The following is a 26951-nucleotide window of genomic DNA, read 5'->3' on the forward strand; positions in this document are numbered from 1 at the left end:
TATGGGACATGGCCGAAAAAGTTTCAACTGTTATTTTGAATATTTTAAAATGACTTTATAGGGTTTCTCCCGTAGTCCCTGTTATTATGGTTCACTGGAAGGCGAGACATACAGAAGGTGGATTGCAAAATCATATGTCTGCAAAATCCCCATTCCCGTGCGTCTTGTTACCGTGATAAGATAAAGGAAGTGTTGTTAATTAGGAATGGACGGTGAGGATGGATGATCCTGACGGTATTGGCTGCTGCACTCCTGTTGCTGCTGGCTTCGGGATGGCTTGCCTATCAGAACAGCCGGCTGATTGCCGGACGCAAGGGAAGCGGAGCAGCGGTGCATACGCCGTCCAGGCGTTATTCTGTGTTTAGCCAAGCTACACCTTGCCAGCTGGGGGATTCTGGACGAGGACATTTATTCAGCTTGAGGTTGCCTCTGGAATCAGCTGCATCAGTGACTGAAGGGCAGGGATACGCTTGGGTTACATTATGCAGGGATGACACAGGGCAAGGAGAAATGTTATTGCCGGATGCACAGCGCTATATGCTGAGCAGGATCAGGCAATTGGCCGGTCAGGGACAGCCGATCGAATATGTTGCCTATGTGGAGGAGGGAGTCAGTGATCTTGAGCAGGAACTGATCCTGAATCTGGAGAGTGCGGTAAAAGAAGCAGTTCAGCTTGCCGATTAGTGTTGATGGAATGCAGTTCATTATGAGAAAGTGCATGGAGGGAGTAACATATGCTGCCTGTTACAGATGTGGAATTTGTAGTTGTAGCTCCGGATAACAAAGAATTGCGGGAGCTTATTGTCACTCTGGATGAGGAACTGCGGGAGCGATATCCGCATGAGACGATTTATGTCGTGGATTTCAGTGATCCCAAGGTTCAGGAAATGACTTTTGTTGTGGCTTATGTGAACGGACAGCCGGTGGGCTGCGGCGGGTTGCGTCCGCTGGATTATCTGGATCCTGAAAGAAAGGCGATGGAGTTGAAACGCTTCTATGTAGATTCCAGCTGCCGCAAAATGGGGATCGCCACTAAAATGCTGCTGTTTCTCGAAGGAAAGGCCTTGGCCGCCGGTTACCGGGAAGTTCTGCTGGAGACCGGGATCAAGCAGCCGGAAGCCATTGGGCTGTATGTCAAGCACGGCTACCGGCCGATAGATCTGTTTGGGCCTTATGTTGGAGATCCTGACAGTCTATGCTACGGCAAAACGCTGATAGAAGAATAAGCGTCAGGCGTGGTATTTACCGACGGGTGCGTTAAGTACCCATTCCAGCATTAGAATCATATCTTTGAGTCGAACAAGCTGTGCCTGCAATGAACTCCGCTGGGTATCTTCCTCTGCCAAGGGGGCGAGGCGTGATTCCAGCGATCTGCGCTGCAGGGTTAGTTCATTAATTTTGGATTGAATCTGGTTTTCAGTTCTCATCTTGCTCCTCCTGGAGTTTGGTTATATAAGATGAACTTAATGTCTTAACATAAGGCTCGGTCGTCAATACGGTGGAATGTTTGGACTTCCGGTCGCTGTTGTCCCCAGATTTCTTCTTTATAACCGCTTCTAGCGGTTGAAATCTGGACACAGCTTAGGCTTCCGATGCGAGCTTTCCTGCGGAAAGCTTTCAGGCGAACGCTTCGCTCCTCCAGTTCCAAACTTCCCCCTTCGTTCCTTCTCGCTTTTTGTTACTTTCTTTTGTTCATCTTATATAGTTTTTGTATCATAAATATTATAACGGAAATGTGGAGGGAATAAAATGAGCGTCAATGTAAAGCAGTTAGCCGCTGAGAAAGCAGTAGAATATGTGAAGGATGGTATGAAGGTAGGCCTTGGTACCGGTTCGACGGCTTATTGGGCGATCCGCAAGCTTGGCGAACGGGTGGCTGAAGGGTTGAAGATTACGGCAGTTGCCACGTCACAGGCTTCTGAGGATCAGGCGCGTGAGCTGGGAATTCCACTCGTGGGCTTCGGTGACATTGACCGCCTTGACCTCACGATTGACGGCGCGGACGAGCTGGATGGCAAGCTGCAATTGGTGAAGGGTGGCGGTGGTGCCCTGCTGCGCGAGAAGATTGTCGCTATGGGGAGCGAGCGCATGATCGTGGTTGCCGATGAGAGCAAGGCAGTGGAGACACTGGGCAAGTTTCCGTTGCCTGTAGAGATTGTTCCATTCGCTTGTGAATGGACGCTTAGTGATCTCGCCAAGCTCGGTTGTGAGCCGGTACTGCGCCGCACCGGAGATGAGCTGTATAAGAGTGACAATGGCAATTACATTGCTGACTGCCACTTTGGAGCAATCCATTCGGCACCGGAGCTGGCTAAGGCGCTGCAAGGCATACCAGGCGTAGTTGAACACGGTCTCTTTATTGGCATTGCAGACTTTGCGATTATTGGCAAAAGTGATGGCAGCATTGAAGTTATCGAAGGAGATAAGCATCGTTGATCTTCCTTCCAGCGTCCGGACCCAGGCGCAGACGTAGGTGCGGGGCTGTTCTTATTTTATACAGTGCGCTGCTGCTCTACTGGATGTTTCTCGGTTTCGGCCGTGAAGCCCATATGGGTGGACCGTGGCAGTATAATCTGGTACCATGGAAGACCGTCTCTCTTTATCTGGACATGGGGAACCGCCTTTCCATTTGGAATCGGGCGGTGAACCTGCTGGGGAATGTGGCTGTATTTGTTCCGTTCGGGTTGTTATTGCCCCTGATTTGGAACAAGCTGTCTTCTGCGGTCAGACTGGCGCTAGTTATGATCCCTGTTATTCTGCTGCTAGAATGTCTGCAGATGCTTCTGCACGTTGGAAGCTTCGATGTGGATGACCTGCTGCTGAATATGCTGGGGGTATGGGCTGGCTATGCTGTACTTCGGCTGGGGAGAACTGGAAGGAATTCATAAGATGGAGGGATTACATACATGCTGATTGATTTGACACCGCGCATCGGAACACCTGAGGTGAATGAACTGCTGGAGTATGCGGTGGTTGAGGAAACCGAGACCCTTCAGCAGACTTCGGAGGAATACCGCAATTCATCCGGGCTGCAGTTGTTTGGCTGGGAAGAAGAGGAATTGCTCCTTGGTCTGGTAGGATTCGAGGAAACAGAAGATGGCTCGCTGGATATCCGCCACATTGCCGTACTGCCGGAGAATCGGGGCAAAGGGTATGCCCGTGGGATGATTCTGGAGCTGCTTACTGCCAGAGAGCCGCGTTACTTACTGGCAGAGACTGAAGATGAGGTAGCGGCCGATTTCTATCGGGCCCTGGGCTTTATGGTCTATAGTCTCGGCGTGAATGCAGCCGGAATCGAGATGTTTCGCTGTGTATATGAGGTTGAAGAGTTTGAGGATGAGGAATAACCTCACCCTGAACGGCATAGAATGGCAGGCCAAGGAGTTTTGTTGGCCTGTCATTTTTTTTCATGCAAATACAAGCACTACGTCATTAGATTTGACTTTTGAGTGCTGAAGTCATATAGTTCTAAAGTGAAACTATTCTACACATGAACTATTGTGGGGTTGTAAGGAGGATTAAGCTTTGGATGAAGTGGCAGAACAGTGGATAAACCGTTATCTGGATGCCTACCTGGCGGTGTCAAGAAATATCAGTGCCCAAATCAGGGATAGTATCGCTGGCGGACTTACGACAGACCAATACCTGATCTTGCGGCTGATCAACGGGAAGGAGCGCTGCACCTCCACATATCTGGCCGAATCGTTCGCTGTAGGTAAAAGCTCGATTACAGCAATCAGCAACCGGCTGGTCGATGCGGGACTTTTGGTGCGTACGCGCGACGAGAATGACCGGAGGCAGGTCTACCTCTCAATGACGGAGCAGGGGCGTGAAGTATTTGAAGTGGCGGGTAAGCATGTCATGGATACGGTGTCGCCGTACTTCTCCCATTTTGGAGACAAAGAGATTGAGAATTTCATTATGATGTTCGAGAGGTTGGCAAGAATGATGCAAGACTCAGGAGGGAAAGAGGATTGAAGACCATACTTAAGGCCCGATGGGCCATCATTGTGATCTGGATTGCAGCGGCTGTTGTATTGATGTTGACAGCACCTGGAATGTCCGATCTAGTCCGCGAGAAGGGACAGATTGCGGTTCCGGCCGGATATTCTTCATCCAGAGCAGCCGAGATTATGAAAGAAGCTGCTGAGGCCAAAGGCGGGGAGACGCTCCATCAAGTTGCACTTGTGTTCAACAAGCCGCAAGGCATTGGGGCCAAGGAAATGGAGAGTATTAAGCAAGGCGTTGAGAAGCTGAACCAGAATAAAGCCGATCTCAAACTGGACTCCATTACCGACCCGTTCTCGCAAAGTGAGCTGAAAGATACACTGATCGCCAAGGATGGCAAAACAATTATGGTGGCGTTGTTTGTCGCTGGCAGTGATGAAGACGTCAAGTTGCTTCCAGGTAAAGTAGACGCGCTACTGAAAGATGTGGACGCTGATCATTATCTGACGAGTGAAGGTTTGATTACCGAAGACACGATTGCCAGCTCCGAAGCGGGGCTGAAGAAATCAGAATATATAACCGTTGTATTCATTCTTCTAATTCTGTTCTTAGTGTTCCGGTCGTTCGTAGCTCCATTTGTTCCGCTGCTAACTGTGGGATTGAGTTATGTGGTCGCCCAGTCAGTTGTAGCGTTTCTGGTCGATCGTTATGATTTCCCGCTATCCACGTTCACCCAGATCTTTATGGTGGCCGTATTGTTCGGGATCGGGACGGATTACTGTATCCTGCTGATAAGCCGATTCAAGGAAGAACTGGCTGCTTCCGCGGATACCAAAACTGCAATTATTGAGACTTATCGTAAAGCAGGCGGTACGGTGTTCTACTCCGGCCTTGCCGTGTTTGTGGGTTTTGTAGCCATCGGCTTTTCTAAATTTATGCTGTATCGCTCGGCGGTGGCCGTGGCTGTCGGCATAGCGGTGATGCTGCTTGCACTAGTGACAGTTGTACCTTTCTTTATGGCTGTCTTGGGCAAAAAGATGTTCTGGCCGTCTCGCGGCAAGCTGGAACACAGCGAAAGCCGGATCTGGGGCGCGGCAGGCTCCTTCTCCCTGAAAAGACCTTGGGCGGCGCTACTAATCGTAGCAGCTATCGTTGTGCCTTTCCTGGTCACCTATGATGGGAAGCTATCCTATAACAGTATGGATGAGATTGGCTCGAACTATGCCTCGGTTAAAGGCTTTAATATTATATCCGAAAGCTTTGGTCCTGGTGAATCTATGCCAGGCAAGATCGTGATCAAGAATGACGACCGTATGGACAATTCGGAGTATATCGGGCTTGCGGAGAAGATCAGCCGTGAGCTGGAGAAGGTGGAAGGGATCAAGACCGTTCGCAGTATGTCGCGTCCGGCAGGCGAAGCGATCAATGACTTCCTGATTCCTACGCAGGTCAAGACGCTTTCAGAGGGTCTGGACAAGACGAATGACGGCTTGTCCAAGATTCAGAGCGGCTTGTCAGAAGCAAGCAAGCAGCTTAGTGATAATGCGCCCAAGCTGGCTGAAGCCGTGTCCGGCAGCGAGAAGCTGACGGAAGGAACGGCGGACTTGAAAGCCGGGATTGTCGCTCTTGGCGACGGCCTATCCCGGATTGAGAGCGGCATTAAGAGCGGCTCAGCCGGGGCCGGCCAGATCAAAGCCGGACTGCAGCAGGCTGCAACAAGCGCACAGCAGTTGGCGGACGCCAATCAGGCGCTGCTTGCCGGCTACAAAAAAATCGGCGCAGGTCTGACGGCGCTAGATGGCGGACTTGGCCAGATTCAAGGCCAGCTGCAAGGCGTAGCAACGGCATTGAATGGCCTGAGCACTTCCTTCGCTGGACTTGAGAGCAGCTATCCGGATCTGCTGCAGGATGTCAATTACCAGACTATTAAAGGCACAGTGACTCAGTCCGGTGCCGGTGCTGCTGGATTGGCGGCTGGCCTCGGCCAGATTTCGCAGAACTTGAAGGGGGCGGCTGGCGGCCTGACGGAAGCCAATGCCGGTTATGCCAAAGCTGTGGCCGGACAGACTGCACTGGCACAAGGCTTGCAGAAGCTTGTGGCGGGGATTGGTCAGCTTCAATCGGGACTTAACCAGGCTGCTGACGGTCAAGGCCAGATCGTTGGGAAAATTCCATCGATTACAGGCGGTCTGGATCAGCTGCAAGGTGGACAGAAGCAACTGGCGGACGGCTTCGGTCAGTTAACCGGCCAGATCGGACAGTTAACTGCCGGGCTAAGCGACAGTGCTGATGGGCTGAAGCAGATCTCCGGTGGTCTTGGCTCAGCACAGGATTTCCTGAACCAGATTCATAACGCGAAGGATGATGAATTGAGCGGATTCTTTGTGCCGGATGAGGCTCTCAAAGCCGACGGCATTCAGCGGGTGTTCGACAACTACCTGACACATGACCGCAAGATTATGACCCTTGATATAGTGTTCGCGCAGAACCCTTACAGCAAGGAAGCCATCGACAGTGTTAGCAGTATTCAGTCAGCTGTTGAACGTGCGGTGAAAGGAACGAAGCTGGAGAACGCGGAAATTGCCATTAGTGGCGTAACCAGCACCTACAACGACTTGCAGAACATCTCCAATGCGGACTATAGCCGGACGGTAATCTTGATGCTGGGCGGTATATTCATCATCTTGGTTGTTTTGCTCCGTTCCTTCATTATGCCGCTTTACTTGATTCTGTCGCTCGTGATTACTTACTTTACGGCACTGGCGATGACGGAAGCGATCTTCGTGAACATGCTCGGCTATTCCGGAATCACCTGGTCCACGCCATTCTTCAGCTTCGTTATGCTGGTAGCGCTTGGCGTTGACTATAGTATCTTCCTTATGGCCCGGTTCAACGAGAACAAGTCATGGGATGTGAAAGAAGCCATCCTGCATGCTATGCGCAATATGGGAACCGTCATTTTGTCGGCAGTAGTCATTCTGGGTGGTACCTTTGCTTCAATGTACCCATCGGGTGTGCTCTCGATGATGCAGATCGCTACTGTAGTGCTTGCCGGCTTGGCCTTGTATGCCTTTATCTTCCTGCCGTTCTTCGTGCCGGTGATGGTGAAGATATTCGGGCGGGCCAACTGGTGGCCATTCCCTGACAGCTCTAGTGCTGCTGAGGAGAAATCTAATACACTAGATGTGTAGAGTATTGTCACTGAAGGTCCAGATTGTAGCCTGGTGAGAATGCTACACTTCCTTGCAAAGAGAGTGTCCCGCAGCAATTGCTGTTTACTGGGACACTCTCTTTTTTGATTTTTACAAATAAAGAGAAACCTTTTTCCCTTCCCGGACATCTAATCAGCATAAAGAGCAGGAAATGAGTGGAAAAGGAACGGAGGTTTTACAGGTGGAAACAGAGGTGACGGAAGAGGTCAGGCGTGCCCAAGCGGGGGATAAAGATGCTTTCATCCATCTTGTGAAAGAGCTGGAGCTGCAAATGTATACAGTGGCGAAAGCTATTGTGAAAAAGGATGAAGACTGCGCGGATGCCATGCAGGAGACGGCGCTCAAGGCCTATCAGTCGATTGGGGGTCTGAAGGAGCCGTTATTTTTCAAAACATGGCTGTTACGCATATTGATTAATGAATGCAATCTAATCTTGCGCAAGCGTGCCAAAAGCGTCGTGATGGCTGAGCTGCCCAGCCTGCATAGAGAGAGTCCTGACTATGAACATATCGATCTGCGTGAAGCCGTGTATCAATTAGAGGAGATCTCGCGGAATATTATTATCCTGCATTATTTTCAGGATCTGCCACTTAGCCAAATTGCGGACATCCTGGAGCTGTCTGAAGGTGCAATCAAGACAAGGCTGCATAGGGCTAGAAAGTCATTATACCAGTGGCTGGCAGATCCAGCAGAAAGGAAGGTCAACGTATGAACAATCCTGATTTTGAGGCTAAACTTGCCGGTTTGAAGAGTCCTCCCATTGAAGAAGTTCCGGAATCCGTTCGTAGTAGAATGGACATCACTTATCAAATACTGGACAGCACTACCCAAAACCACGGTCTAGTAAAGAAGAAGCGACGGTGGTTGCGCCGTATAATCCTTATGACCGGTAGTGTGGCTGTAGCTTGCCTACTTTTTATTGCCCTGGGTTTCTTTTCGCCGGCTATGGCGGAGACCCTTAAGCAAATTCCTTTTGTGAAGAGTGTGTTCCAGTTAGCGGGAGATCTTGGTCTTCGCAATGCATCAGAGCGTGGATTAACTCACAGCGTGGATCAGAGTATTACTCACCAAGGCGTGACACTGGGGGTATCGGAGCTGATGTATGATGGCAGTCGCTTGTCTCTGGTCCTTAGCCGTGAGTCACCGGACTCCTCTGGTGCAACATTTATGGAGACGTGGGCACGCAGACAGGTGGTTTCTGGTAATGAAATCAATAATATCGACTTTTATGTGAATGGGGAGCTCGTGAATACAGCATGGGGATTGTCCCCCGGCGGCGACGAGTCTCCGAACTCGGTGATCGTGACCACTTTTGAAGGAGTGCAAGTTCCGGATCAATTTGAGTTCAAGATGGAGGTCCGATTGGCTGAGCTGAAGCAGAACTTTACTTTCACGATTCCTGTTACAAAAAATACTGCGGATAGTATTGTACTCACCCCGGCCGAAGTTAAAAGTCATGATCATGTCCATATGAGTATTAAGCGGTTAGAACTAAGCCAGACGACCACCCAACTGGTGGTAGAGGTCAAGAGTGAGGCAGGAGAAGGAATGAGTGACACTATCAAAAAAATACCGGAGAAATATAAATTTCCTGGGTTCCCTAATTTCAATTTTGATCTTTTCGATGAGCAGGGGCGGATGCTTGTCTCCATCGGTGGGAATGGAAGCGGTGATGAAGAGGGGATAAAGTATACCACTTCGTTCGAACCTCTTGACCCAATGCCAAGAATTCTCATAGTGAAGCCCTTCATCTGGATGGAAACCCAGAAACAATATATCTCCGAGCTTGAATTTATAGTACCTGTGAAATGACGATAACAGCAAAGAACCTCCGGGGGCCACGTGAAATGTGGATTCCGGAGGTTTTCTTTTTTTACGCTTAAGGATGTAAGAGGATCGTCATCTATCTCATTTTGGCAAAAAAGCTGCGCAGCGCCCAGCCGCGTTCCTGGCGTTTCTTGTATTTGGGAAGCGATCGGTAGATCGCTGTGGACTCTGCAAAAGCACTCTTCGCTTCTTCTTCCCTTCCTAGCGCCCGGTACATCGATCCAGCCAGATAATAAGCTTCACTGGAGGAAGATTGAATCTCTTGGAACTCGCTGACATAGTGAAGCGCCTTGTCGCGGTCTGTATGACGGAAAATCTCAGCCAGTCGCAGATAGGGTTGACCGTATTGGGCTCTGCGGTTAATGTCCAGTCCTTTCAGTACCTGAGCTTCGCCTTCTTCCATCTGTCCCAGCTTCAAATTCACGTGTCCAAGCTCGACCCAATATTCGGCAGACTGCTCATAACGGTCTTCAATTTCCTGCAGTAATTTCTTAGCTTCATTGAATTTTTTGCGTTCCGACAAATACCGGGCCAGTTCAAATTTAGAGGATACATCATTGGGATTAAGCGAAATAGTAGTTCTCAGTTTGGAAATTTGCCGTGATCTGCGGAAGGGTTTTGCTATGCTAGGCAAGATGCCGACAAAACGGCGATCCAGTACATACAGAATAATTAGCAGAATGAGCAGAGCAAGAAAAGGATTGCCGATAAATCGGAATAACAGGATGAATCCGAGAATTTTGAACATATTGTCCTCCTAGATGAGTGAAATTAAGATTAGGATCGAAGTGTAATTAACGGCATTTTCGTACCTTAAATCCTCTGTCGCTACCGGCTAGTGGGGATTAAGTGCAATATTGTACCTTAAATCTTCCAGAATACCCGTACAAGCGTGATTTTTCGAAAAATAAGATACAATAATGCCCTTATTTCCCTCTTTCACCTATATTAAAGAAAAATAAGGTACAAAAATGCTGTTAATTGGGGAGAAGGCCCCCTTTTTTCACTGTTAAGCAACTGGTGAAGGGGAATATACCGCTTCTGGTGGTTAAATCTGTCGAAAGTCATATTCCAGTGAAAGTTTTCCTATAGAAAGCTCTCAGGCAGGAGCGCCTTGCGCCCTATTGTGTTGGCATTGTTCAACCGGAGCTTGCGACAGTTCCTATGGAAAGCTTTCAGGCGAGCGCTTTGCGACTACAGTACCAAGCTTCCCCGTGCGCTCATCTTCAGTTTTTCGTGAATTTCTTTTGTTCGGCTTATATGGGCTATATTTGTTATTTTAATGTGTTCTATATCATTTGTCTTCTTATGTATTACGGTGCTGCGGTATTTCGTTATAATAGGATGTGTTCGGCCAGGATAATTATACCATAATCTGAGAAGGAGATCAGGTGATGAAGTTATCTCGATCCAAGTTCCTTATGCTTAGTGTTGTTTTATGTGTAGCTTTAGTGTGGGTGTCCATACCTCAAGCTGCTGGTGCAGCGGAAGTGCCGTCTACGGCAAAACTTTCAAATATCAAGAAGGTAATTACCTCTCCAGGCTTCTGGGGCGGGAACTCCTTCGCGCTTGGCCAAGACGGTACCGTGTGGGCTTGGGGGAGCAATGTCTATGGACAATTTGGTAACGGAGTCGCCAGTCCTGAGGGTTGGACGATCACTCCTCACCGTCTGGGAATGGAACTCCCCGGCTGATTCTGAAACCGGATATACCACTCTGCCTGCGGCAGTGAAGGTGCCGGGCTTAAGTGGAATCAAATGGGTTGGCAGTGAAAGTTACCATGCCGCGCTCAAGGATAATGGTACCTTATGGGTATGGGGAACCGGGGGTCAGGAAGATAACACAGGTCTCCCAAAGACGCCGACTCCGGTCAGCAGTCTTTACAATGTCAAGTCAGTGGTATTTAACGGTGACAGCTTAGTTGCCCTGACGAACAGTGGCGCAGTATGGTCATCTGTCGGCGGCTGGAAGAGCAGTGACTCCGGGGTTCCCGGTTATCCAATCAAGCTGCAGAAGATGTCTTCCCAATCCGGCATAATTTCAATAGAAACGAACGGCATGTTCAACCTCGTGCAGAACCAGAAGGGTGAATACTGGATATGGAGAGCAGGGAGTAATCAGAAGTTGCTTCAGAAAATTATATCATTGAGCAACATCGCCAGATTGGAGCTGAATCTGGATGGTTTTGCCGCTGTCCGGAAGGATGGCACAGTCTGGACATGGGGTTATAAGTATGCTGCCGACGGCCAGCTTAGTTTTACACAGCCGAGGCAGATTAAAGGGCTGCACGCGCCGGTGTCCTTTGCCACAGGAGAAAACAGCAAATATGCGGTTCTGAAAGATGGAACGGTTGCCGCCTGGGGCACGAACATGTTCGGTCAATTGGGCATCAGTGCTCTTGATTCCCGTCCTTTTACGGTTTCCCCCCTATTGAAACCCGTAACGCTAATAATTGACGGACAGACTGTGGAGCCTCTCCAGCCACCGGTTTTCAAGGAGGGCAGAGTGCTGGTTCCGCTGCGGGATGTAGCTCAAAGTCTCGGTTATACCATCGGGTCTGTGGGCGGCATCATGACATTGACCAAGGATGGAAACGTAGTTGCGCTTCAAGATGGGAATTACGAGCTGGGAAATGGCAGAATCCTCCCAATGGGGGAGGGCATTAAGGTGAGCTACACCTCGATGGTTCCGGCAGCCCAGCTAGCACAGGCCCTGGGCTTTGCAACAAGGTGGGAGGGCAGTTTATATAGCCTCACCTTGCAGAGTAAGCAAGAAAATATGATTAATCTAATCCAGCAATAAAGTTATCTTCTAATTACAGGAGATAAATGATATGTTAGGCGTAATCGTACTAATGGTTTTTATTTCATAGCGGGGAAAGAAGGATGAATGATGGAGCAGAACTTGACAACGGTGAAGCTGCGCCCACTGGGTCAGTCTTCGCTTTCCGTCTCGCCACTGGGACTGGGATGCTGGCAGTTCAGCCGGGGGAAAGGACTGGTGGGCAGCTATTGGAGCAACCTGAATGAAGGTGATATTCTCGAGATTGTGCGGGTTAGCCTTGAAGGCGGCATGAACTGGGTGGATACGGCAGAGGTTTACGGCGGAGGTAAATCAGAGGAAGCTCTGGCCCAGGTTCTTGACGAGCTGCGGCAGGAGGGAAGTCCCCAGGCGGCTCCGCTAATCGCGACCAAGTGGTGGCCACTTTTCCGCACCGCGGGTTCGATTACCTCGACGATAGAGGAGCGGATTGGGTGCCTGGGTGGACGAACCATTGACCTGTACCAGATTCACCAGCCATTCTCCTTGTCCACGATTGCTCAGGAGATGAAGGCGATGGCTGGCTTGGTTAAAGCGGGAAAAATCCGTTATGTCGGAGTCAGCAATTATTCGGCGAAGCAGATGGTCGCGGCTCACCGCCTGTTGCAGCAGGATGGACTGACGTTGGTCTCCAATCAGGTCAAATACAATCTGCTCGACCGGGCGATTGACCGCAACGGAATTCTGGAGGCTGCGAAGGAGCATGGCATTTCAATCATTGCTTATTCTCCACTGCAGCAGGGACTGCTCACGGGTCGATTCCACCATGATCCGGCGCAGATTCAAGCCCTGACCCGCAGCCGCCGGTTGATGTCCGGTTTAAATGAAAAGAGCCTGGCACGCAGTCGGCCATTAATAGAGGCTTTGGATGCCCTCGGTCGAAAATACAATGCGACCTCAGGGCAGATCGCACTGAATTGGCTGATTCATTATCACGGCGATACGGTTGTGGCGATTCCGGGTGCGTCGAAGGTGCGGCATGCCGAGGAAAACATCGGTGCGATGACCTTCCAGCTTACGGCTGATGAATTGGAGCAGCTCAATGAAGCCTCCTGGGCCGCGGTCAAATAACATAGCAAGCTATATACAAAGAGCCTCCGAGGACCCTTGGTCACTTGGAGGCTCTTGTCTGTCTATCCATGCTGTAGCCGTTACACCTCAATAATGATCGGCAGGATCATCGGTCGCCGTTTGGTCTTTTCATACAGGAATTTACCCAGGACATCTTTGATCGTCTGCTTCATGATATTCCATTGGCCAAGATCGGCTTTGTGCATTTTATGCAGCGTGTCCGTGACCAATTGATTGATTTCGTCCATTAGCGTTTCCGAGTTGCGGATATAGATGAACCCTCTGGAAATGGTATCGGGGCTGTTCAGCAGCCGTCCATCGGTCTGGCTAAGTGTAATGACTGTGATCAGGATCCCGTCAGCCGAGAGCTGTCGCCGGTCGCGCAGCACTACATTGCCAATATCCCCGATGCCCAGACCGTCGACGAGGATTTGCCCTGCGGTTAGTTTTTTGCCGGACTGTCTGACAGTCCCCCCCGCAGCTTCAACAATGTCGCCATTTTTGAGAATGAAAATTTTCTCAGGATTTACACCTACCGCCTCGGCCAACAGGCTGTGATGATGAAGCATACGGTACTCCCCGTGCACCGGAATAAAGTATTCCGGTTTCATAAGGGTCAGCATCAGTTTCAGTTCTTCCTGGCTGCCATGTCCGGATACGTGAAGCTCGCTGCGGGAGCCATAGATGACCCGTGCACCCAGCATATATAAGTTGTCTACAATTCGGGCGACATTCCGTTCATTACCGGGTATTGGATTGGCAGCGATCAGTACGGTGTCCCCGGCTTGAATCTCCATCAGCCGATTGCTGGAGTTCGCCAGACGGGATAAGGCCGCCATGGGTTCACCCTGACTTCCTGTACATAAGACGGCACATTGTTCAGGCGGTAGATCGGCAGCCTCTGCAGGCTCTATCAACATGCCATCCGGAATGTCCAAATATCCTAATTCTTGGGCTACGCCGACCACAGCCACCATGCTCCTGCCTAGCAGAGTGAGCTTACGCCCTGTATGATGAGCAGCATCCACAACCTGTTGCAGACGATGCACATTGGAGGCGAAGGTGGAGACAAAGATTCTTTGTTCAGCATTCTTAAACGCTTCTTCCATATGTGATCCTACCAGTCTTTCGGACGGAGTAAAGCCAGGGCGCTCAGCATTGGTGCTTTCCGAAAGCAGGATTTTAACACCCTTTTTGCCGATTTCAGCCATTCTGTGCAGATCAGGGTATGGTTTGTTGACCGGTGTCATATCAAATTTGAAGTCTCCGGTATGTACGACGGTTCCTTCGGGAGTATCGAATACAACCCCGAGACAATCCGGGATACTGTGATTAGTGTTGAAAAAGGTAGTGGTGATGGTGCCAAAGTCCAGGGTCGAATCCGCATCAATGCAGTGCAGGCTCGTCTGCCGCAGAAGGCCATGCTCCTTCAGCTTGTTTTCTATCAAGCCTAGTGTCAAGCGGGAAGCATAGATCGGAATGTTCAGTTGCTTCAGCAGATAAGGGATGCCGCCAATATGATCTTCATGTCCGTGAGTCACGACCAGTCCTCGTACCTTATCTATATTGTTCAGCAAGTAGCTGACATCAGGAATGATCAGGTCGATGCCTAGCAGACTTTCATCGGGAAATTTGGCACCACAATCGATAACAATAATATCATCGGCATACTGCACGAGGTACATGTTCTTGCCGATCTCATTGACGCCGCCTAATGCAGCGATCCAGAGCCGTTCTCCTGACATTTTCACAGGCAGTTCCCCCCAACTGAATTTACCTATATTATGGATGAAAACCATGGGGATTATCCTGTTATGAAAAAAAACATCTTTTTAGCATGAAAATGCACCTCAGCTGTTTAAGAGTAAGGCATACGGGTTAATAAAGAAGAAAGCAGCCAATGTATGGACATGTTGACAGGGAAAAGATTACGGAAGGGAGGATGAATCCAGCATGAATATGACAGTACATAGTCTTATGGCTTTCAATCATCAGTATTTCAGGCCTCAACCCGTGGCCAATTCCAAGCAGAAGAGAGCGGACGAGAAGATGGTCGTCTTCCGTGACGTACTGAAGGAGAAGATGAGATCGGGCAGTGGTCTCAAAAAGTGACATTCAGGCAACTCAACATAGCGCTACATAGAAAAGCCGGACGCATGACCCTCTGAGGTCCTGTCGCCCGGCTTTTTAGATTTTTTATAAAGTTGAATCAATTTCATAATACGGATTTCAATCCGAATAGGTACAATATCAAGTTATACCTAAACCATGTACAACTTGATATCGATGATTAGACGCTCACTTATGGATTTATGAAATTGATTCAGTGGTCAGCGTCTTATCGGATATTAGCGGCCTGCTGCAACCTGGCGGCAATCGCTTTGAAATCTTCTTCTGAGATGCCAGGGGCAAATTCTTCCGGCACTTCAGGTGCCTCAGCAATCGGATACCCCTTAGGTGAACCTTCTATAACTTCAAGCGGCTGTCCGTCTTCGGGATGAGTTCCCTTCCAGATCTGCTTGATCGCTGTGAAATCCCCGTCGCTGTTCGTATACAGCTTGGTGTGAAGGCTTTTCTCCTCATACTTTCGTGTTTCGTTGAATGCCTTGTTGCTGAGGGAGGGGATCGGCACCAGTTTGCTGACATCCACACCGGTAGCTACCTCCAGCGCTTTGGCATAGGCCACGACATGCACCCCGCCGCGGACTAGCAAGTATCCGACAACCTCCCGTGCAGCAGGGTGATCGGTCATTTCATAGACCTTCATTTTGTGAGCACGTGCTCCACACTCCAGGAAGAAATTATGCAGCAAATCGAGAATCAGATTCCCGCTATTGAACACATATTCTCCACTCCAGGGGCGGCCCATGGAATCAATGGGGAGCGCGGACTGTGCACCGGCTAGTCCAAAGTAAGAATTTCGGATATCTTTCAACGGATTTAGCGGCGTTTGGTCTGGTTCTTTATATTTCGTGGAGCCGCACAGACACTTATTAACAGCATGGGCAACCAGTTCGACATGGCCCAGTTCTTCTGCAGTGATGCTCGTAACCAGATCGTAGAAGGGTTTGAGCTTTTTTTTGCTCCGGAAGTTGAAGGATTGGAACAGGTAGTTGTTCAAGGTCGACATCTCGCCGAATTTCCCGCCCATTAGTTCCTGAACCGCAGCAGCGGCATTGGGATCGGGGCGTTCTACCTCCGGAATCTCAATGGCAATCTCGTCAAAACGTTTAAACATAGGCCAGCACCTCATTATCAGTTGAATTTGCCAAAAGCGGCATTCATCGCTCTTAGTGTCTCCAACCGTGGGGAACTATACCCGGATTCTCCGAATAAGCGCCTTGCACCACTGTTGCACAATTCTTATTTCAGATGTGATTGCAGTCAGTCTCTAAGGTCTGACCTCAAAGAACTGGCAGTTCGAACGGGAATAATAGGTCAAGTCGCTGACCCGGGATTGAATGACTACGTCGGAATCCGTGAAGCGGACAATGAAGCCGCCGGAATTCACCAGATGATCATCCTGGAAGACGCGCACAGGGTACTGGCGATCTACGGCTTCCTGCAGGTCAATATCCGTAAATAGAGGACGATTAATAGGCATGTTGAAACTCTCCTTTATTAATAAACATAAATATAATTCTATACCTTATAGAAGTAAAAATAGTATACCTGTCCTCCGGCCATAAATCCAATAGAACACCACCATCGGTTAATGATTTGAACTTAGCGTGTTGGGTTGGCCGCGTGACGTCCCCGGCTGGAATATGACATATGTCATACTGCCTACTTGATGTTTGTGTCTTAAAGGATGACACTGTCTCCTCTATACTTAGTAGCAGAAGTGTTTCCCCAGCGGGATACATCAAGGAGGAACGACGACCATGCGCAAAGATCAGTCAGCCCAGCTCGCCAGCCTAAAAAAAAGTGTAGCTCCTTATGAGAAAACGGATCGTACACGAAGTATAAAGCAGCTTATAAATACGCTGTTACCGCTTGTAGTATTATGGTGCAGCGCCTACTTTAGCCTGTCTGTATCCTATTGGCTTACATTGTTGTTTGCAATCCCAGCCGCAGGCTTCGTGATTCGAACATTTATCATTTTTCATGACTGCTGCCATGGCTCGTTCTTCAAAAGCCGCCGGGCCAACGATATCGTAGGTACCATTACCGGCATTCTGACACTGGTTCCTTACCGGCAGTGGAAGCATAGCCATTCTATCCACCATGCAACCAGCAGCAACCTCGACAAAAGAGGGATTGGCGACATCTGGATCATGACCGTGAATGAATATACTGAGGCCTCTTCATGGAAGCGGCTGTACTACCGGATTTACCGTAACCCGATTGTTATGTTCGGCATTGGACCGATCGCTGTGTTCTTGCTCCAATACCGGTTTAACGCCAAGGGAGCCAAGCGCAAAGAGCGGATGAACACGTACCTCACTAATGTCTCGCTTGTTGTGCTGTACGGTGTGCTTATTTGGGCCATTGGCTGGCCGGCATTCCTGCTGGTGCAACTGCCTATCGTCTTTGTATCCGGCTTCCTCGGAATCTGGCTGTTCTATGTACAGCACCAGTTCGAAGACTCCTACTTCGAGAACGAAGACGAGTGGAGCTATGTGAAAGCTGCGGTAGAAGGAAGTTCTTACTACAAGCTGCCGAAGCTGCTGCAATGGATTACCGGCAATATCGGCTTCCATCATGTACATCATTTAAGCCCGAAGGTGCCTAACTATAATCTGGAACAAGTGCATAACTCAACTCCACCATTGCAAAAGGCGACTACGATTACGATCGGCACCAGTCTCAAAGCCATTCATTTCCGTCTGTGGGATGAGGAGAATAAAGGCTTCGTGAGCTTCAAGGAGATGAAGGCCAGACTGCGTAATCCCAAGCGTGTCGCAGAAGTGTTAACTGTGCATAAACCGACTCTTCAGGGAGATTGAACACTATACCCAAGGAAGTACAGAGCCGAAGATCATTGTTCGGTGCTGTTCTTCCTTTTGTTTTCCCTTTGAAGCGATACTTGTCAAGTTTGTGCTAATATAAGGATGAACAACTTTGATCAAAAGGATGGCAGATATGCAGAAATGGTATTCTATTTTTCATAAAAGCACCGGACTCAGCCCTTATGTGTGGGTCGTCTTTTACATTCTTCCGTTCTATTTCATTTTCCGGTCTTCTTCCACCTATCAAGTGGTATCCGGCATCGTCATGATCATGCTGTTCTTTGTGTGCTATGTACTATCCTTTATTTCAAAAGGCTGGCTGGTGTACTTCTGGACAAGCGTGCAAATAGTGGTTTCAATTACGATGACGCTATTGTTTGGCTATGTGTATTTTGCGCTGTTTCTGGCGTTCTTTATCGGAAATATCCAGAACAGGGTCGGATTCTTCACGCTATATTCCATTCATCTGTTAACCACCATTGTGTCCATCAACTACGTGCTGCTCTCGCGCAATCCCGTATTTATCAGCCAATTGCCATTTGTGCTGGTTAGTATGATCGCGGTTGTGCTGCTGCCCGTTACCACCTATAACCGCAATAATCAGGACAAGCTGCAGGGCCAATTGGAGGATGCCAACAAACGTATCTCCGAACTAGTGAAGCTTGAGGAGCGGCAGCGGATTGCCCGTGATCTGCATGACACCTTGGGACAAAAGCTTTCCCTGATCGGGCTCAAGAGCGATCTCGCCAGCAAGCTGATTCATAAGAATCCTGCGCAGGCGGTGGTTGAAATAGGTGATGTGCGCCGAACGGCACGGAGTGCCCTGAAGGAAGTGCGGGAGATGGTGACAGAGATGCGGGGGATCCGGCTGGAGGAAGAGTTAATACGTATCCGGCAGTTTCTTCAGGCGGCAGAGATCGATTTTCTGCTGGAGGGTAATCCGAAGCTAACCAATACTTCTCTCATTACGGAAAATGTGCTCAGCATGTGCATTAAAGAAGCGGTCACCAATGTGGTGAAGCACAGTAATGCTATGGCATGCTGGATTATGATCCAGCCCTCGCGGACAGATCTGACAATCACTGTGAAGGACAATGGAACGGGCATTTCTGGGGATAACATTTATTCTAAAGGACACGGCCTGCAGGGCATGAGAGAGCGGCTTGAATTTGTTAACGGTACGATGGATATTGTGAAGGGCGGAGGAACCACCCTTGTGATAAGAGTTCCCAATGCATTCAAACAACCGGTGAAGGAGGAGACGACATGATAAAAATAGTAATTGCCGAGGATCAACGTATGCTGCTAGGAGCGCTGGCTTCGCTGCTGGATCTGGAAGAGGATATGAAGGTGGTGGGGCGAGCGAGTAACGGCGAGGAAGCGGTGTCGCTGGTGCAGCTGCATAAACCGGATATTTGTATCATGGACATTGAGATGCCAGCGATGAGCGGCCTGGAAGCAGCGGAAGCGCTGAAGAATTCCGGCTGCAAGACCATGATTCTGACCACCTTTGCGCGGGCGGGTTATTTTGAGCGTGCTGTGAAGGCTGGAGTCCATGCCTATCTGCTTAAGGATAGTCCAAGTGAAGAACTAGCCTCCTCCATTCGAAGTGTGATGGCCGGACGGCGGATGTATGCTCCTGAACTGATGGATCAGGCGTACGGCGGAGAGGTTAATCCCTTGACGGAACGGGAAAAGGAAGTGCTGGGTCTTATCGCTGATGGTAAGAACACCAAAGAAATCGCAAGTCAGCTGTTTATTACAACTGGCACGGTTCGAAATTATATTTCTGTCATTCTGGATAAGCTTGACGTGGGCAACCGGATCGAGGCGATTACCCGTTTTAAGGAAAAAGGCTGGTTCAAATGAAAGAACCGGCATTGCAACTGAGGCTCGCTACTGACGCTAGCGAAGCCGTCCGGCCCAGAGAAACATTATATGTAGTCGGAGCACAGCTGCATTTGTCAACGCTGAAAACTCTCAATGAGTAGGAACTTCAAGCTTAACTTAATAATATAAGTAAGTTAAATATGAGGATACCTTCGTAGTATGGTGCTACGAGGGTGTCCTTTTTGCGTTCTGTCCTGTAGACTAGCATGCCCCTATTCTTAATTGTTGACATACAGTATATCTTCCTTCATCTTTGCACGGTTATCCCTCTCAAATAAGTCTAAGTGCTTAGATTTGCTGAGACAGATTAACCACTTTATCTATAGGTCTTCCTGCTCGGATTGGAACATATAATTCTTTTTGATATGATAATATGCAAACATGTGATCTTATCTACTATCATATCTCATATCTGTTCGTAACAGGGAGGAATCATATTTTGCTTGAACTTACTTCATCCTATGTGGATTCACTGGCCCCTAATGCGGCCGCCATCAAGAATGGGCAAGGGCTTGTGAAGAAGAAAAGCTTTGTGGAGCTGAACCGCTCGGAGAATGGTGAGCTGCTGTTTGGCCAATGCTCGGGTAGCGGCAAGTCCAATTATGTCTGTTCGGTCGATTTTGTGGTTCCTGAGAAGCCGGTTGCCCGCTGCACCTGTCCCAGCCGTCAGTTTCCTTGCAAGCATGCCTTAGGACTGATGTACGCCTATTGCGAAGGTCTGGAATTTCAGATTGCTCCCGTGCCGGAGGATATTCTTTCCAAACGCGAAAAAGTGGAAAAGCGGGAGGAGACAAAGGCGAAGCAGGCTGAGGAAGGTAGCGAACCGAAGCCTAAGAAGGTCAACAAATCTGCCCTGAAGAAAAAAATCACCGCCCAGCTGGAAGGGCTTGATGTGCTGGAGAAGCTGATCCTTTCGCTGATTCGCGGCGGACTTGCGACGATTGACAGCAAAACGATCAAGACGATCAATGAGCATGTGAAGCAGATGGGCAATTATTATCTGCCCGGTGCACAGAACGAGCTGCGCCGCTTTGCGTTGCTGCTGTCCAGGGGTCAGGATCATGAGGAGAGCTATACATATGCGGTGGAGCAATTAACCAGGCTGCATGCGTTTATCAAGAAGGGCCGGACCTATCTGACTGCCAAGCAGGAGGACCCTGAATTGGCCCGTGACCATGAATCCACCATCGAGGAATGGCTGGGGCATGCCTGGCAGCTCGCGGAGCTGAAGGAGGTTGGACTCGTGACAGAGGGAGCAGAGCTGCTTCAGCTTGCTTTTTATAGTTATGATGACGCTGCCCGTCAGGAATATGTGGATCTTGGATACTGGCTGGAGCAGGCCACAGGAGACATTCACAGAACTGTGCAATACCGGCCATATAAGGCTGCCAAGCATTTGCGGGAGGACGACAGCTTCTTTGAAGTGGCGCAGCTTCCTCTATTGTACCGTTATCCAGGACAAATGAACGTCCGGGTCCGCTATGACGAGATGCTGCCGAGGGCTGTAACTGGTGCTGACCTGGCCGCTGTCTCGGCCAACGCGCAGCGTTCCTATGCGGAAGCTTTGAAGAAAGCGAAGAACGAATTGAAGAATCCGCTTGGAGAAAAGAATCCTGTCCTGCTGTTACATGCCGCAAGGCTGGGTCAGACGGAGGGCGGGCAATACACGCTGACGGATGAATCCGGACAGCATCTGGTGTTGGAGAACATTCCGTCCTTGCCACAGGGCACGACAGAACTGCTGCCGTACCTTGCGCCTGAATGGCAGGAGGATATTGCTGTTCTTGTCATGCTCGAACATTTGTCTGACCAAGGACGCCTCGTTGCCCAGCCGCTCACCGTTATCAACGATGCCGGGATAACCCGACTTTTATACTAATTATCCAAAATTACAATAGGGGGTTATCCCATGAGTACCGCTTTATTACAAGAGCTTAACCAGGAGCTTAGAAGATTGTATATTGCCGGGAGTGATCTGGCTGCGGGCGATTTCCGGCTTAAACGTCTTTTGCCGCAGTTTCAGCAGCTTGGTGAACGGTCACCGGTATTTAAAAGATTGGGGGAGGGTATCTCCTCTCTGGTAGAACAGGCGGAAGAACAGGGGACAGCTTCAGCCGTGAAGCTCCAGGATCTGGCACTGCTGCTGGGTTCGATACTGTACACCCAAGGCTCAACAGTCCCCCTTGCCGAACCGGGCAAGCTTGCGAGCCGCCCCATACTGCTGAAGACCAATTTATCCTACCGCAAGCTGGCGGAGGTGCAGCAGGCACTGTCCACAACCGGCAGCGGGCGTTACGAGATTGTGAAGGATGCGTATGAACAGGGTGTTTTTCAGGATTTGCGACTGCTTCCCGCCGCGATAGCTGCGCTCAGAGATCCTTATTCTGAGCTGGCCGAATTCGCGCGGGATGCCATCCTCCCAGCCTACGGCAAGCCTATAACGGCTTTTTTGCTGGAAGGTTTTGATCCGTCCGGGGGTAAAAGCGAGTCCCGCAAGCTGCATGTGATTGAACGGGTGAGCGGGGCAGAACAGATGGACTTCATCTGTCAAGCGGCAGAGAATGGTTCGGATGAAGTGCGGACGACGGCCATCAGGCTGCTGGCTGGATATGCCGGTTATGAAGCTGCATTGCTGAATTTCTCGATGGAGAAGAAAAAGCCGATCCGGGAAGCAGCCTTCAGGGCTCTTGCGGCGAGCGAAACGGTTCAGGCTGCCGACCGTCTGTACGAGGCATTTAGCGGCAAGGATATCGAACTGGCGGCGAGCGCTCTAAGTGAGTCTGAACGGCTGGACGCACGAATTGTGCGTGATTTTGCAGCTGATCTGGAGAAGACGCCAGAAGTAAAGGGAGACAAGAAGCGGGAAGAAAGTCTGCGGACCCGGTTGAATCATTACCAGCTGGCCGTAGTGGGCAAATACAGTGAAGGTCTGACGGAAATCTACAGCAGCATTTTGCAACAGCATTCCTTGTATACTTCATTAGGCTGGATTGAGCTTGTCGATTGGGCAGCTAATTACATAGGGAGCCTGAACACCCTTGAAGGGCTTACTTTGATCCAGCAAGTAGAGGAGAAGAACCACCGCTATCTTCCGCATGCCTTCCAGCTTGCCTTCCGCCTCTGGTCTCCGGCAGTGTTGTATGAACAGTATGCCGAGCCGCTGGCGAACCAGCTTGATGCAACACCTGACAAGGGGACCAAACAGCGCGAACAAAAGCTGCTGCAAGTTATCGAAGATCTGGTGATACAACGATCTTATCAAACGTATGACGCAGTGTGGAGACCGTCCTCCAGCAGGTATTATGCCATCTCTTCCCTGGAGCCGGTTTCTCCAGAGGAAATCGCTGATTGCTGGGACACGCGCTGGCTGCGCTGGTCGCTGGAGAAGAACAAACCGGAGCTTGTCAGTGCATTTGCCAGACCAGGGGAGTCCTTGATACAGAAGTATTTGCTGCGCAAGCTGAACAATAATCCGGAGTTCCGCAATAAATATGCTAGTCTCCTGCTCATGGGACTGGAACGGGTCGGAGCTGAACTTGACGTGCGGCAAGAAGCGCTGATGGCTGCTTTGGAGGATAAGCGCAACAACAATTGCTATGTATTAGATATTTATGTGTTCGATCTGCTCTGCGGGCTGCCTTCGTCTTTCTTGCCACGTCTGGAAGCAGTGCTTCCTACGTACAGATATGAAGCAGGCGAGCAGTTGTCTTATGTGATAAGAACTTTAAGCCAAAGGGGAGAACAATAAATGACAGAGCAAGCTCAGCTTCAGGATTACATGCGCCTTCCAGCGGAGATTCTGTACCGCGAGGAGTTGGAGGCGTTGATCAAAGCGGATAAGGGGAAAATTCCTGCCGGCTGGCAGATGTCTCCACGCTCGGTATTGACATTTATCGTAGGCGGCAAGGCCGGTAAGACAGTTATTACACCCAAGTACATCGGCAATACCCGATTAATTGAAATGGCCATCGCTACACTGGTGACTGACCGGGCTCTCCTTCTGATCGGGGAGCCGGGTACGGCAAAATCGTGGCTGTCCGAGAATTTGTCAGCGGCGATCTATGGCAATTCGGGTCTTGTCGTTCAAGGAACGGCGGGAACAAGCGAAGAGCATGTCCGCTATTCCTGGAACTATGCTATGTTGCTGGCGAACGGGCCGACGCCTGAGGCTTTGGTTAAAAGCCCGATTATGCGTGCGATGGAAGAGGGCGGGATTGCCCGCTTTGAAGAAATCTCCCGCTGCGCTTCGGAAGTGCAGGACGCGCTGATCTCGATTTTGTCTGAGAAGACGATCTCGGTTCCTGAACTGGGCAAAGAGACCGGGGCCCGCAAAGGCTTCTCCATCATCGCCACCGCCAATACACGGGACCGTGGGGTTAATGAAATGTCGGCGGCCCTTAAGCGGCGGTTCAACATCATTGTGCTGCCCGCACCGTCGGACCTGGAAACTGAGCTGTCCATTGTTAAAAAACGGGTTGGCGAGATTGCATCCTCCTACGAATTGCAGGCTGCGGTGCCTGCCGATGAAGCTTTGCTGAAGGTGGTCACCATCTTCCGCGAGCTGCGCAGCGGCATGACGCTTGACAAGAAAGAGAAGGTGAAGTCCCCGGCAGGTGTAATCTCGACAGCCGAGGCAATCTCCCTGCTCACGAACAGCATGGCGCTGGCCGCAAGCTTTGGCGGCGGCGAGCTGACAGACGAGGATCTCGCTGCCGGGCTTCAGGGGGCAATTGTCAAGGATGATGACAAGGATAAGCTGGTCTGGAAAGAATATCTTAATAATGTAATGAAGAAAAGAGGAGCCGAGTGGCGCGGCCTGTATCAAGCCTGTAAGGAGATGAACGAGTGAGACCAACTGCTGAAGCGGCTGTGCATATTTTTGGGGTGCGGCATCTGTCTCCGGGCGGTGCAAAGCATCTGCTGGATTTCCTGGATGAGCTTCAGCCGACGGCGGTACTGATTGAAGGCCCGGCAGACGCCACGGCTGAAATTCGCCATTTGACGAATAAAGAAACCAAGCCTCCGGTTGCTGTATTGGCGTTCACCGCTGATTTGCCAGTACGGACAGCGTTATGGCCGTTCGCCGTGTACTCACCTGAGCTGCAAGGCCTGCAATGGGCGGAGGCGAATGGCGCGATGGCCTCTTTCATTGATCTGCCATCGTCAGTCATTCTGGCGTTGCAGGACACTTCAAGACCTTCAACAGAGCTGGAGCATGATACAGCGCCGGGATCCGGGAAGGCGGGCGAACCTTCTGCGTTGGTAACTGGTCCAGACAAGGAGACAGAAGAGCAGAAGGCGCATGGAGACGCATCGCCTTCCCTATACAGCCGGATTGCCAGCGCCGCGGGTGAGCATGATTACGATATGTACTGGGAACGGAATTATGAGCACAATGCCAGCCCAGGCGCTTACCGGGAAGCCATTCTCTCCTTTTCTGCCGAGATGCGGAATCTCTCTGAAGGGCAGGAGCAGCGGGAACAGCCGATAGAGCATGCCTACAACTACGTACGTGAGTCCTATATGAGACGGCAGATTAGAGACACCATTGCCGCTGGCCATGACCCGGAGCGGATCGTGGTCATCTGCGGGGCCTATCACGCAGCGGCTTTGGCTGATGTGACGGATTACATGACTGATGAAGAATTAGCATCATTGCCTTCACGTAGTACTAAGCTGACACTGATGCCTTATTCTTATTATAAATTGTCCACGATGTCCGGATATGGGGCGGGGAATCGGGCGCCCCATTATTACCAGATGATGTGGGAAGCGATGGTGGCCGGAGCGCCGGAGGATTTGCCTTATCTATATTTGTCTTCCGTTGCCCGGCTTGTACGCAGCGGGGGAACCCACCGTTCCACGGCTGAGGTTATAGAGGCGGTTCGACTGGCGGAAGCGCTCGCCGCGTTGCATAGCGGAAGTGCTCCGACGCTGCGTGATTTGCATGATGCTGCACAGACGCTGCTTGGTCACGGCGATTTGTCTGTCATCGCCGAAGCACTCGCCAGAGTAGATGTCGGGACGGCGATCGGCAGCCTTGCCGAAGGGGTTAGCCAGACTCCGATTCAGGATGATCTGAACCGGTTGTTCAAGAAGCTGAAGCTGGAGAAGTACAAAACTACGGTAGCCTCCGATCTGTCGCTGGATCTGCGGGAAAACCGCCGGGTATCTTCCACGGAAGCGGCCTTTCTGGATTTGAACCGTTCGATCCTGTTCCACCGGCTGAGCCTGCTGGGCATTTCCTTCGCGAAAAGCCAGCCGAGCGGCCAGGATGGGGCGACCTGGGCCGAGAACTGGATCATCCAGTGGACTCCGGAGGTCGAAATTCAGGTTGTCGAATCCACGCTGCTGGGCGAGACGGTAGAAATTGCCTGCGCCTATGTGCTCCGCGAGAAGCTGAACGAATGCCGTTCCATTGCAGAAGCTTCGGCACTGATTAAGATCGCTTGTCAATGCGGCATGGCTTCACAGATTGAGGAAGGCCGGCAGGTGCTGCAGACCTTGGCTGTAGACAGCCGCGATGTGGTTGAGATTGCAGCGGCTGCGCGGGAGCTGTCGATCATCATCGGCTATGGGGATATCCGCAGAATCGACACTGTGCCTTTAGTGCCGCTGCTGGAGCAGCTGTTCCTGCGCGGCTGTCTCTTCCTGACCGATGCTGCGGGCTGCAATGATGAAGCAGCCACGGCAATGACCGCCGCGATGAATGAGCTGAACGCCATCGCTCTTGATCATGACGACACCGTCGATGGGAAGCTATGGCTTCAGGAGCTGCTGCATCTGTCGGAGCGGGACGACCGTAACCCGCGGTTGTCCGGCTTTGCCTGCGCCATCCTGATGGAGCGCGGCGCGATTACCGCCGCAGAATGTGCCGCCGAAGTCTCGCGGAGGCTATCTCCAGGCATTCCGGCTGATCTGGGCGCAGGCTGGTTCGAGGGCCTTTCCATGCGTAACCGCTACGGCTTGTTGTCGCGCATGAGCCTATGGGAGCAGCTCAATGATTACATCAACTCTCTGCTGGACAATGAGTTTGTCCGGGCGCTTGTGTTTTTGCGCAGGGCGTTCAGCACCTTCTCGCCAAGAGAGAAGACCATGATCGCCGAGCTGTTGGGTGAGCTGTGGGGTGTCAACTCGGAGCAGGCGGCAGAGATCCTGACGGGTGAATTGAAGGAGGAAGAGACGAAAATGCTGGACGATCTGAATGAGTTTGACTTCGAGGACTTTTGAC

25 protein-coding genes are annotated in these 26951 nt (G+C 50.6%); 20 read left to right on the forward strand and 5 right to left on the reverse strand.

The features are described 5' to 3' along the window. The first annotated feature begins 222 nt into the window (after window positions 1–222). Together HPT30_RS28290 and HPT30_RS28295 are read left to right on the forward strand one after the other, a co-directional pair. A complete protein-coding gene (locus tag HPT30_RS28290) occupies window positions 223–684 on the forward strand; it encodes a hypothetical protein (RefSeq protein WP_175374592.1) in 462 nt (153 codons plus the stop codon). A 50-nt stretch (window positions 685–734) separates the two neighbouring features. Continuing rightward, a complete protein-coding gene (locus HPT30_RS28295) occupies window positions 735–1226 on the forward strand; it encodes a GNAT family N-acetyltransferase (RefSeq protein WP_175374593.1) in 492 nt (163 codons plus the stop codon). A 3-nt stretch (window positions 1227–1229) separates the two neighbouring features. On the opposite strand, the gene HPT30_RS28300 is transcribed toward HPT30_RS28295, so the two are convergent. After that, window positions 1230–1427, reverse strand: a complete 198-nt coding sequence (locus HPT30_RS28300; RefSeq protein WP_175374594.1) for a hypothetical protein — start codon at window positions 1425–1427, stop codon at window positions 1230–1232. 322 nt (window positions 1428–1749) lie between these two features. Here HPT30_RS28300 and rpiA point away from each other — a divergent pair, with 322 nt between their 5' ends. The 7 genes from rpiA (at window position 1750) to HPT30_RS28335 (ending at window position 8972) form a co-directional block, all read left to right on the forward strand. Beyond that, window positions 1750–2436 (forward strand): ribose-5-phosphate isomerase RpiA, encoded by a 687-nt coding sequence (rpiA, locus tag HPT30_RS28305; protein WP_175374595.1) that lies wholly within the window; start codon window positions 1750–1752, stop codon window positions 2434–2436. After that, window positions 2433–2888, forward strand: coding sequence for a VanZ family protein (locus HPT30_RS28310; RefSeq protein ID WP_246317500.1), 456 nt, complete (start codon window positions 2433–2435; stop codon window positions 2886–2888). The genes rpiA and HPT30_RS28310 overlap by 4 nt, the downstream gene beginning before the upstream one ends. Window positions 2889–2906: 18 nt before the next feature. After that, window positions 2907–3347 carry a GNAT family N-acetyltransferase gene (locus HPT30_RS28315; protein WP_175374596.1) on the forward strand — a complete coding sequence of 147 codons (441 nt, stop codon included), beginning with the start codon at window positions 2907–2909 and terminating at the stop codon, window positions 3345–3347. A 187-nt stretch (window positions 3348–3534) separates the two neighbouring features. After that, a complete protein-coding gene (locus HPT30_RS28320; RefSeq protein WP_312876391.1) occupies window positions 3535–3978 on the forward strand; it encodes a MarR family winged helix-turn-helix transcriptional regulator in 444 nt (147 codons plus the stop codon). Continuing rightward, window positions 3975–7139, forward strand: coding sequence for an MMPL family transporter (locus tag HPT30_RS28325; protein ID WP_175374598.1), 3165 nt, complete (start codon window positions 3975–3977; stop codon window positions 7137–7139). Before HPT30_RS28320 ends, HPT30_RS28325 begins: the two co-directional genes overlap by 4 nt. Before the next feature lie 202 nt (window positions 7140–7341). After that, a complete protein-coding gene (locus tag HPT30_RS28330; RefSeq protein ID WP_312876387.1) occupies window positions 7342–7872 on the forward strand; it encodes a sigma-70 family RNA polymerase sigma factor in 531 nt (176 codons plus the stop codon). Continuing rightward, on the forward strand, window positions 7869–8972 hold the full coding sequence (locus HPT30_RS28335) for a DUF4179 domain-containing protein (protein ID WP_175374600.1): 1104 nt from the start codon (window positions 7869–7871) through the stop codon (window positions 8970–8972). Before HPT30_RS28330 ends, HPT30_RS28335 begins: the two co-directional genes overlap by 4 nt. A gap of 91 nt (window positions 8973–9063) precedes the next feature. On the opposite strand, the gene HPT30_RS28340 is transcribed toward HPT30_RS28335, so the two are convergent. After that, a complete protein-coding gene (locus tag HPT30_RS28340) occupies window positions 9064–9735 on the reverse strand; it encodes a tetratricopeptide repeat protein (RefSeq protein ID WP_175374601.1) in 672 nt (223 codons plus the stop codon). A gap of 646 nt (window positions 9736–10381) precedes the next feature. Here HPT30_RS28340 and HPT30_RS28345 point away from each other — a divergent pair. From HPT30_RS28345 to HPT30_RS28355, 3 genes are all read left to right on the forward strand, one after another. Then, on the forward strand, window positions 10382–10681 hold the full coding sequence (locus tag HPT30_RS28345; protein ID WP_175374602.1) for a hypothetical protein: 300 nt from the start codon (window positions 10382–10384) through the stop codon (window positions 10679–10681). Next, window positions 10599–11789: a stalk domain-containing protein gene (locus HPT30_RS28350; protein ID WP_175374603.1), complete on the forward strand. Its 1191-nt coding sequence runs from the start codon at window positions 10599–10601 to the stop codon at window positions 11787–11789. The genes HPT30_RS28345 and HPT30_RS28350 overlap by 83 nt, the downstream gene beginning before the upstream one ends. A gap of 87 nt (window positions 11790–11876) precedes the next feature. Further along, entirely contained in the window at window positions 11877–12878 is a 1002-nt protein-coding gene (locus HPT30_RS28355) for an aldo/keto reductase (RefSeq protein ID WP_376767073.1), read from the forward strand. Between the two features lie 80 nt (window positions 12879–12958). On the opposite strand, the gene HPT30_RS28360 is transcribed toward HPT30_RS28355, so the two are convergent. Then, window positions 12959–14623, reverse strand: coding sequence for a ribonuclease J (locus HPT30_RS28360; protein ID WP_175374831.1), 1665 nt, complete (start codon window positions 14621–14623; stop codon window positions 12959–12961). Window positions 14624–14831: 208 nt separating this feature from the next. Here HPT30_RS28360 and HPT30_RS28365 point away from each other — a divergent pair, with 208 nt between their 5' ends. Beyond that, the gene (locus tag HPT30_RS28365; RefSeq protein WP_175374604.1) at window positions 14832–14990 is read left to right on the forward strand and encodes a hypothetical protein; all 159 of its coding nucleotides are present in this window, start codon (window positions 14832–14834) and stop codon (window positions 14988–14990) included. A gap of 226 nt (window positions 14991–15216) precedes the next feature. Here the strand turns inward: HPT30_RS28365 and HPT30_RS28370 are convergent, their stop codons facing one another. Beyond that, window positions 15217–16116 (reverse strand): manganese catalase family protein, encoded by a 900-nt coding sequence (locus HPT30_RS28370; RefSeq protein ID WP_175374605.1) that lies wholly within the window; start codon window positions 16114–16116, stop codon window positions 15217–15219. Window positions 16117–16269: 153 nt separating this feature from the next. Then, window positions 16270–16482, reverse strand: coding sequence for a hypothetical protein (locus HPT30_RS28375; protein ID WP_066370491.1), 213 nt, complete (start codon window positions 16480–16482; stop codon window positions 16270–16272). A gap of 280 nt (window positions 16483–16762) precedes the next feature. Between HPT30_RS28375 and desA the strand changes: the two genes are divergently transcribed. From desA to HPT30_RS28410, 7 genes are all read left to right on the forward strand, one after another. Continuing rightward, complete coding sequence (gene desA, locus HPT30_RS28380; RefSeq protein ID WP_066370487.1) at window positions 16763–17827, forward strand: Delta(5) desaturase DesA; 1065 nt, start codon at window positions 16763–16765, stop codon at window positions 17825–17827. 136 nt (window positions 17828–17963) lie between these two features. Continuing rightward, window positions 17964–19100 (forward strand): sensor histidine kinase, encoded by a 1137-nt coding sequence (locus HPT30_RS28385; protein ID WP_175374832.1) that lies wholly within the window; start codon window positions 17964–17966, stop codon window positions 19098–19100. Continuing rightward, window positions 19097–19699, forward strand: coding sequence for a response regulator transcription factor (locus HPT30_RS28390; RefSeq protein WP_175374606.1), 603 nt, complete (start codon window positions 19097–19099; stop codon window positions 19697–19699). The genes HPT30_RS28385 and HPT30_RS28390 overlap by 4 nt, the downstream gene beginning before the upstream one ends. Window positions 19700–20159: 460 nt before the next feature. Continuing rightward, window positions 20160–21599, forward strand: coding sequence for an SWIM zinc finger family protein (locus HPT30_RS28395; RefSeq protein WP_175374607.1), 1440 nt, complete (start codon window positions 20160–20162; stop codon window positions 21597–21599). Window positions 21600–21629: 30 nt separating this feature from the next. Then, window positions 21630–23468 (forward strand): HEAT repeat domain-containing protein, encoded by a 1839-nt coding sequence (locus tag HPT30_RS28400; RefSeq protein ID WP_175374608.1) that lies wholly within the window; start codon window positions 21630–21632, stop codon window positions 23466–23468. After that, a complete protein-coding gene (locus HPT30_RS28405; RefSeq protein WP_175374609.1) occupies window positions 23469–24569 on the forward strand; it encodes an ATP-binding protein in 1101 nt (366 codons plus the stop codon). It abuts the gene before it with no gap. Beyond that, window positions 24566–26950, forward strand: a complete 2385-nt coding sequence (locus tag HPT30_RS28410; RefSeq protein WP_175374610.1) for a DUF5682 family protein — start codon at window positions 24566–24568, stop codon at window positions 26948–26950. The genes HPT30_RS28405 and HPT30_RS28410 overlap by 4 nt, the downstream gene beginning before the upstream one ends. Window position 26951 lies beyond the last annotated feature (1 nt).

The sequence above is a fragment of the Paenibacillus agri genome (assembly GCF_013359945.1).
In the GTDB taxonomy this organism is placed as follows: Bacteria; Bacillota; Bacilli; order Paenibacillales; family Paenibacillaceae; genus Paenibacillus_AQ; species Paenibacillus_AQ agri.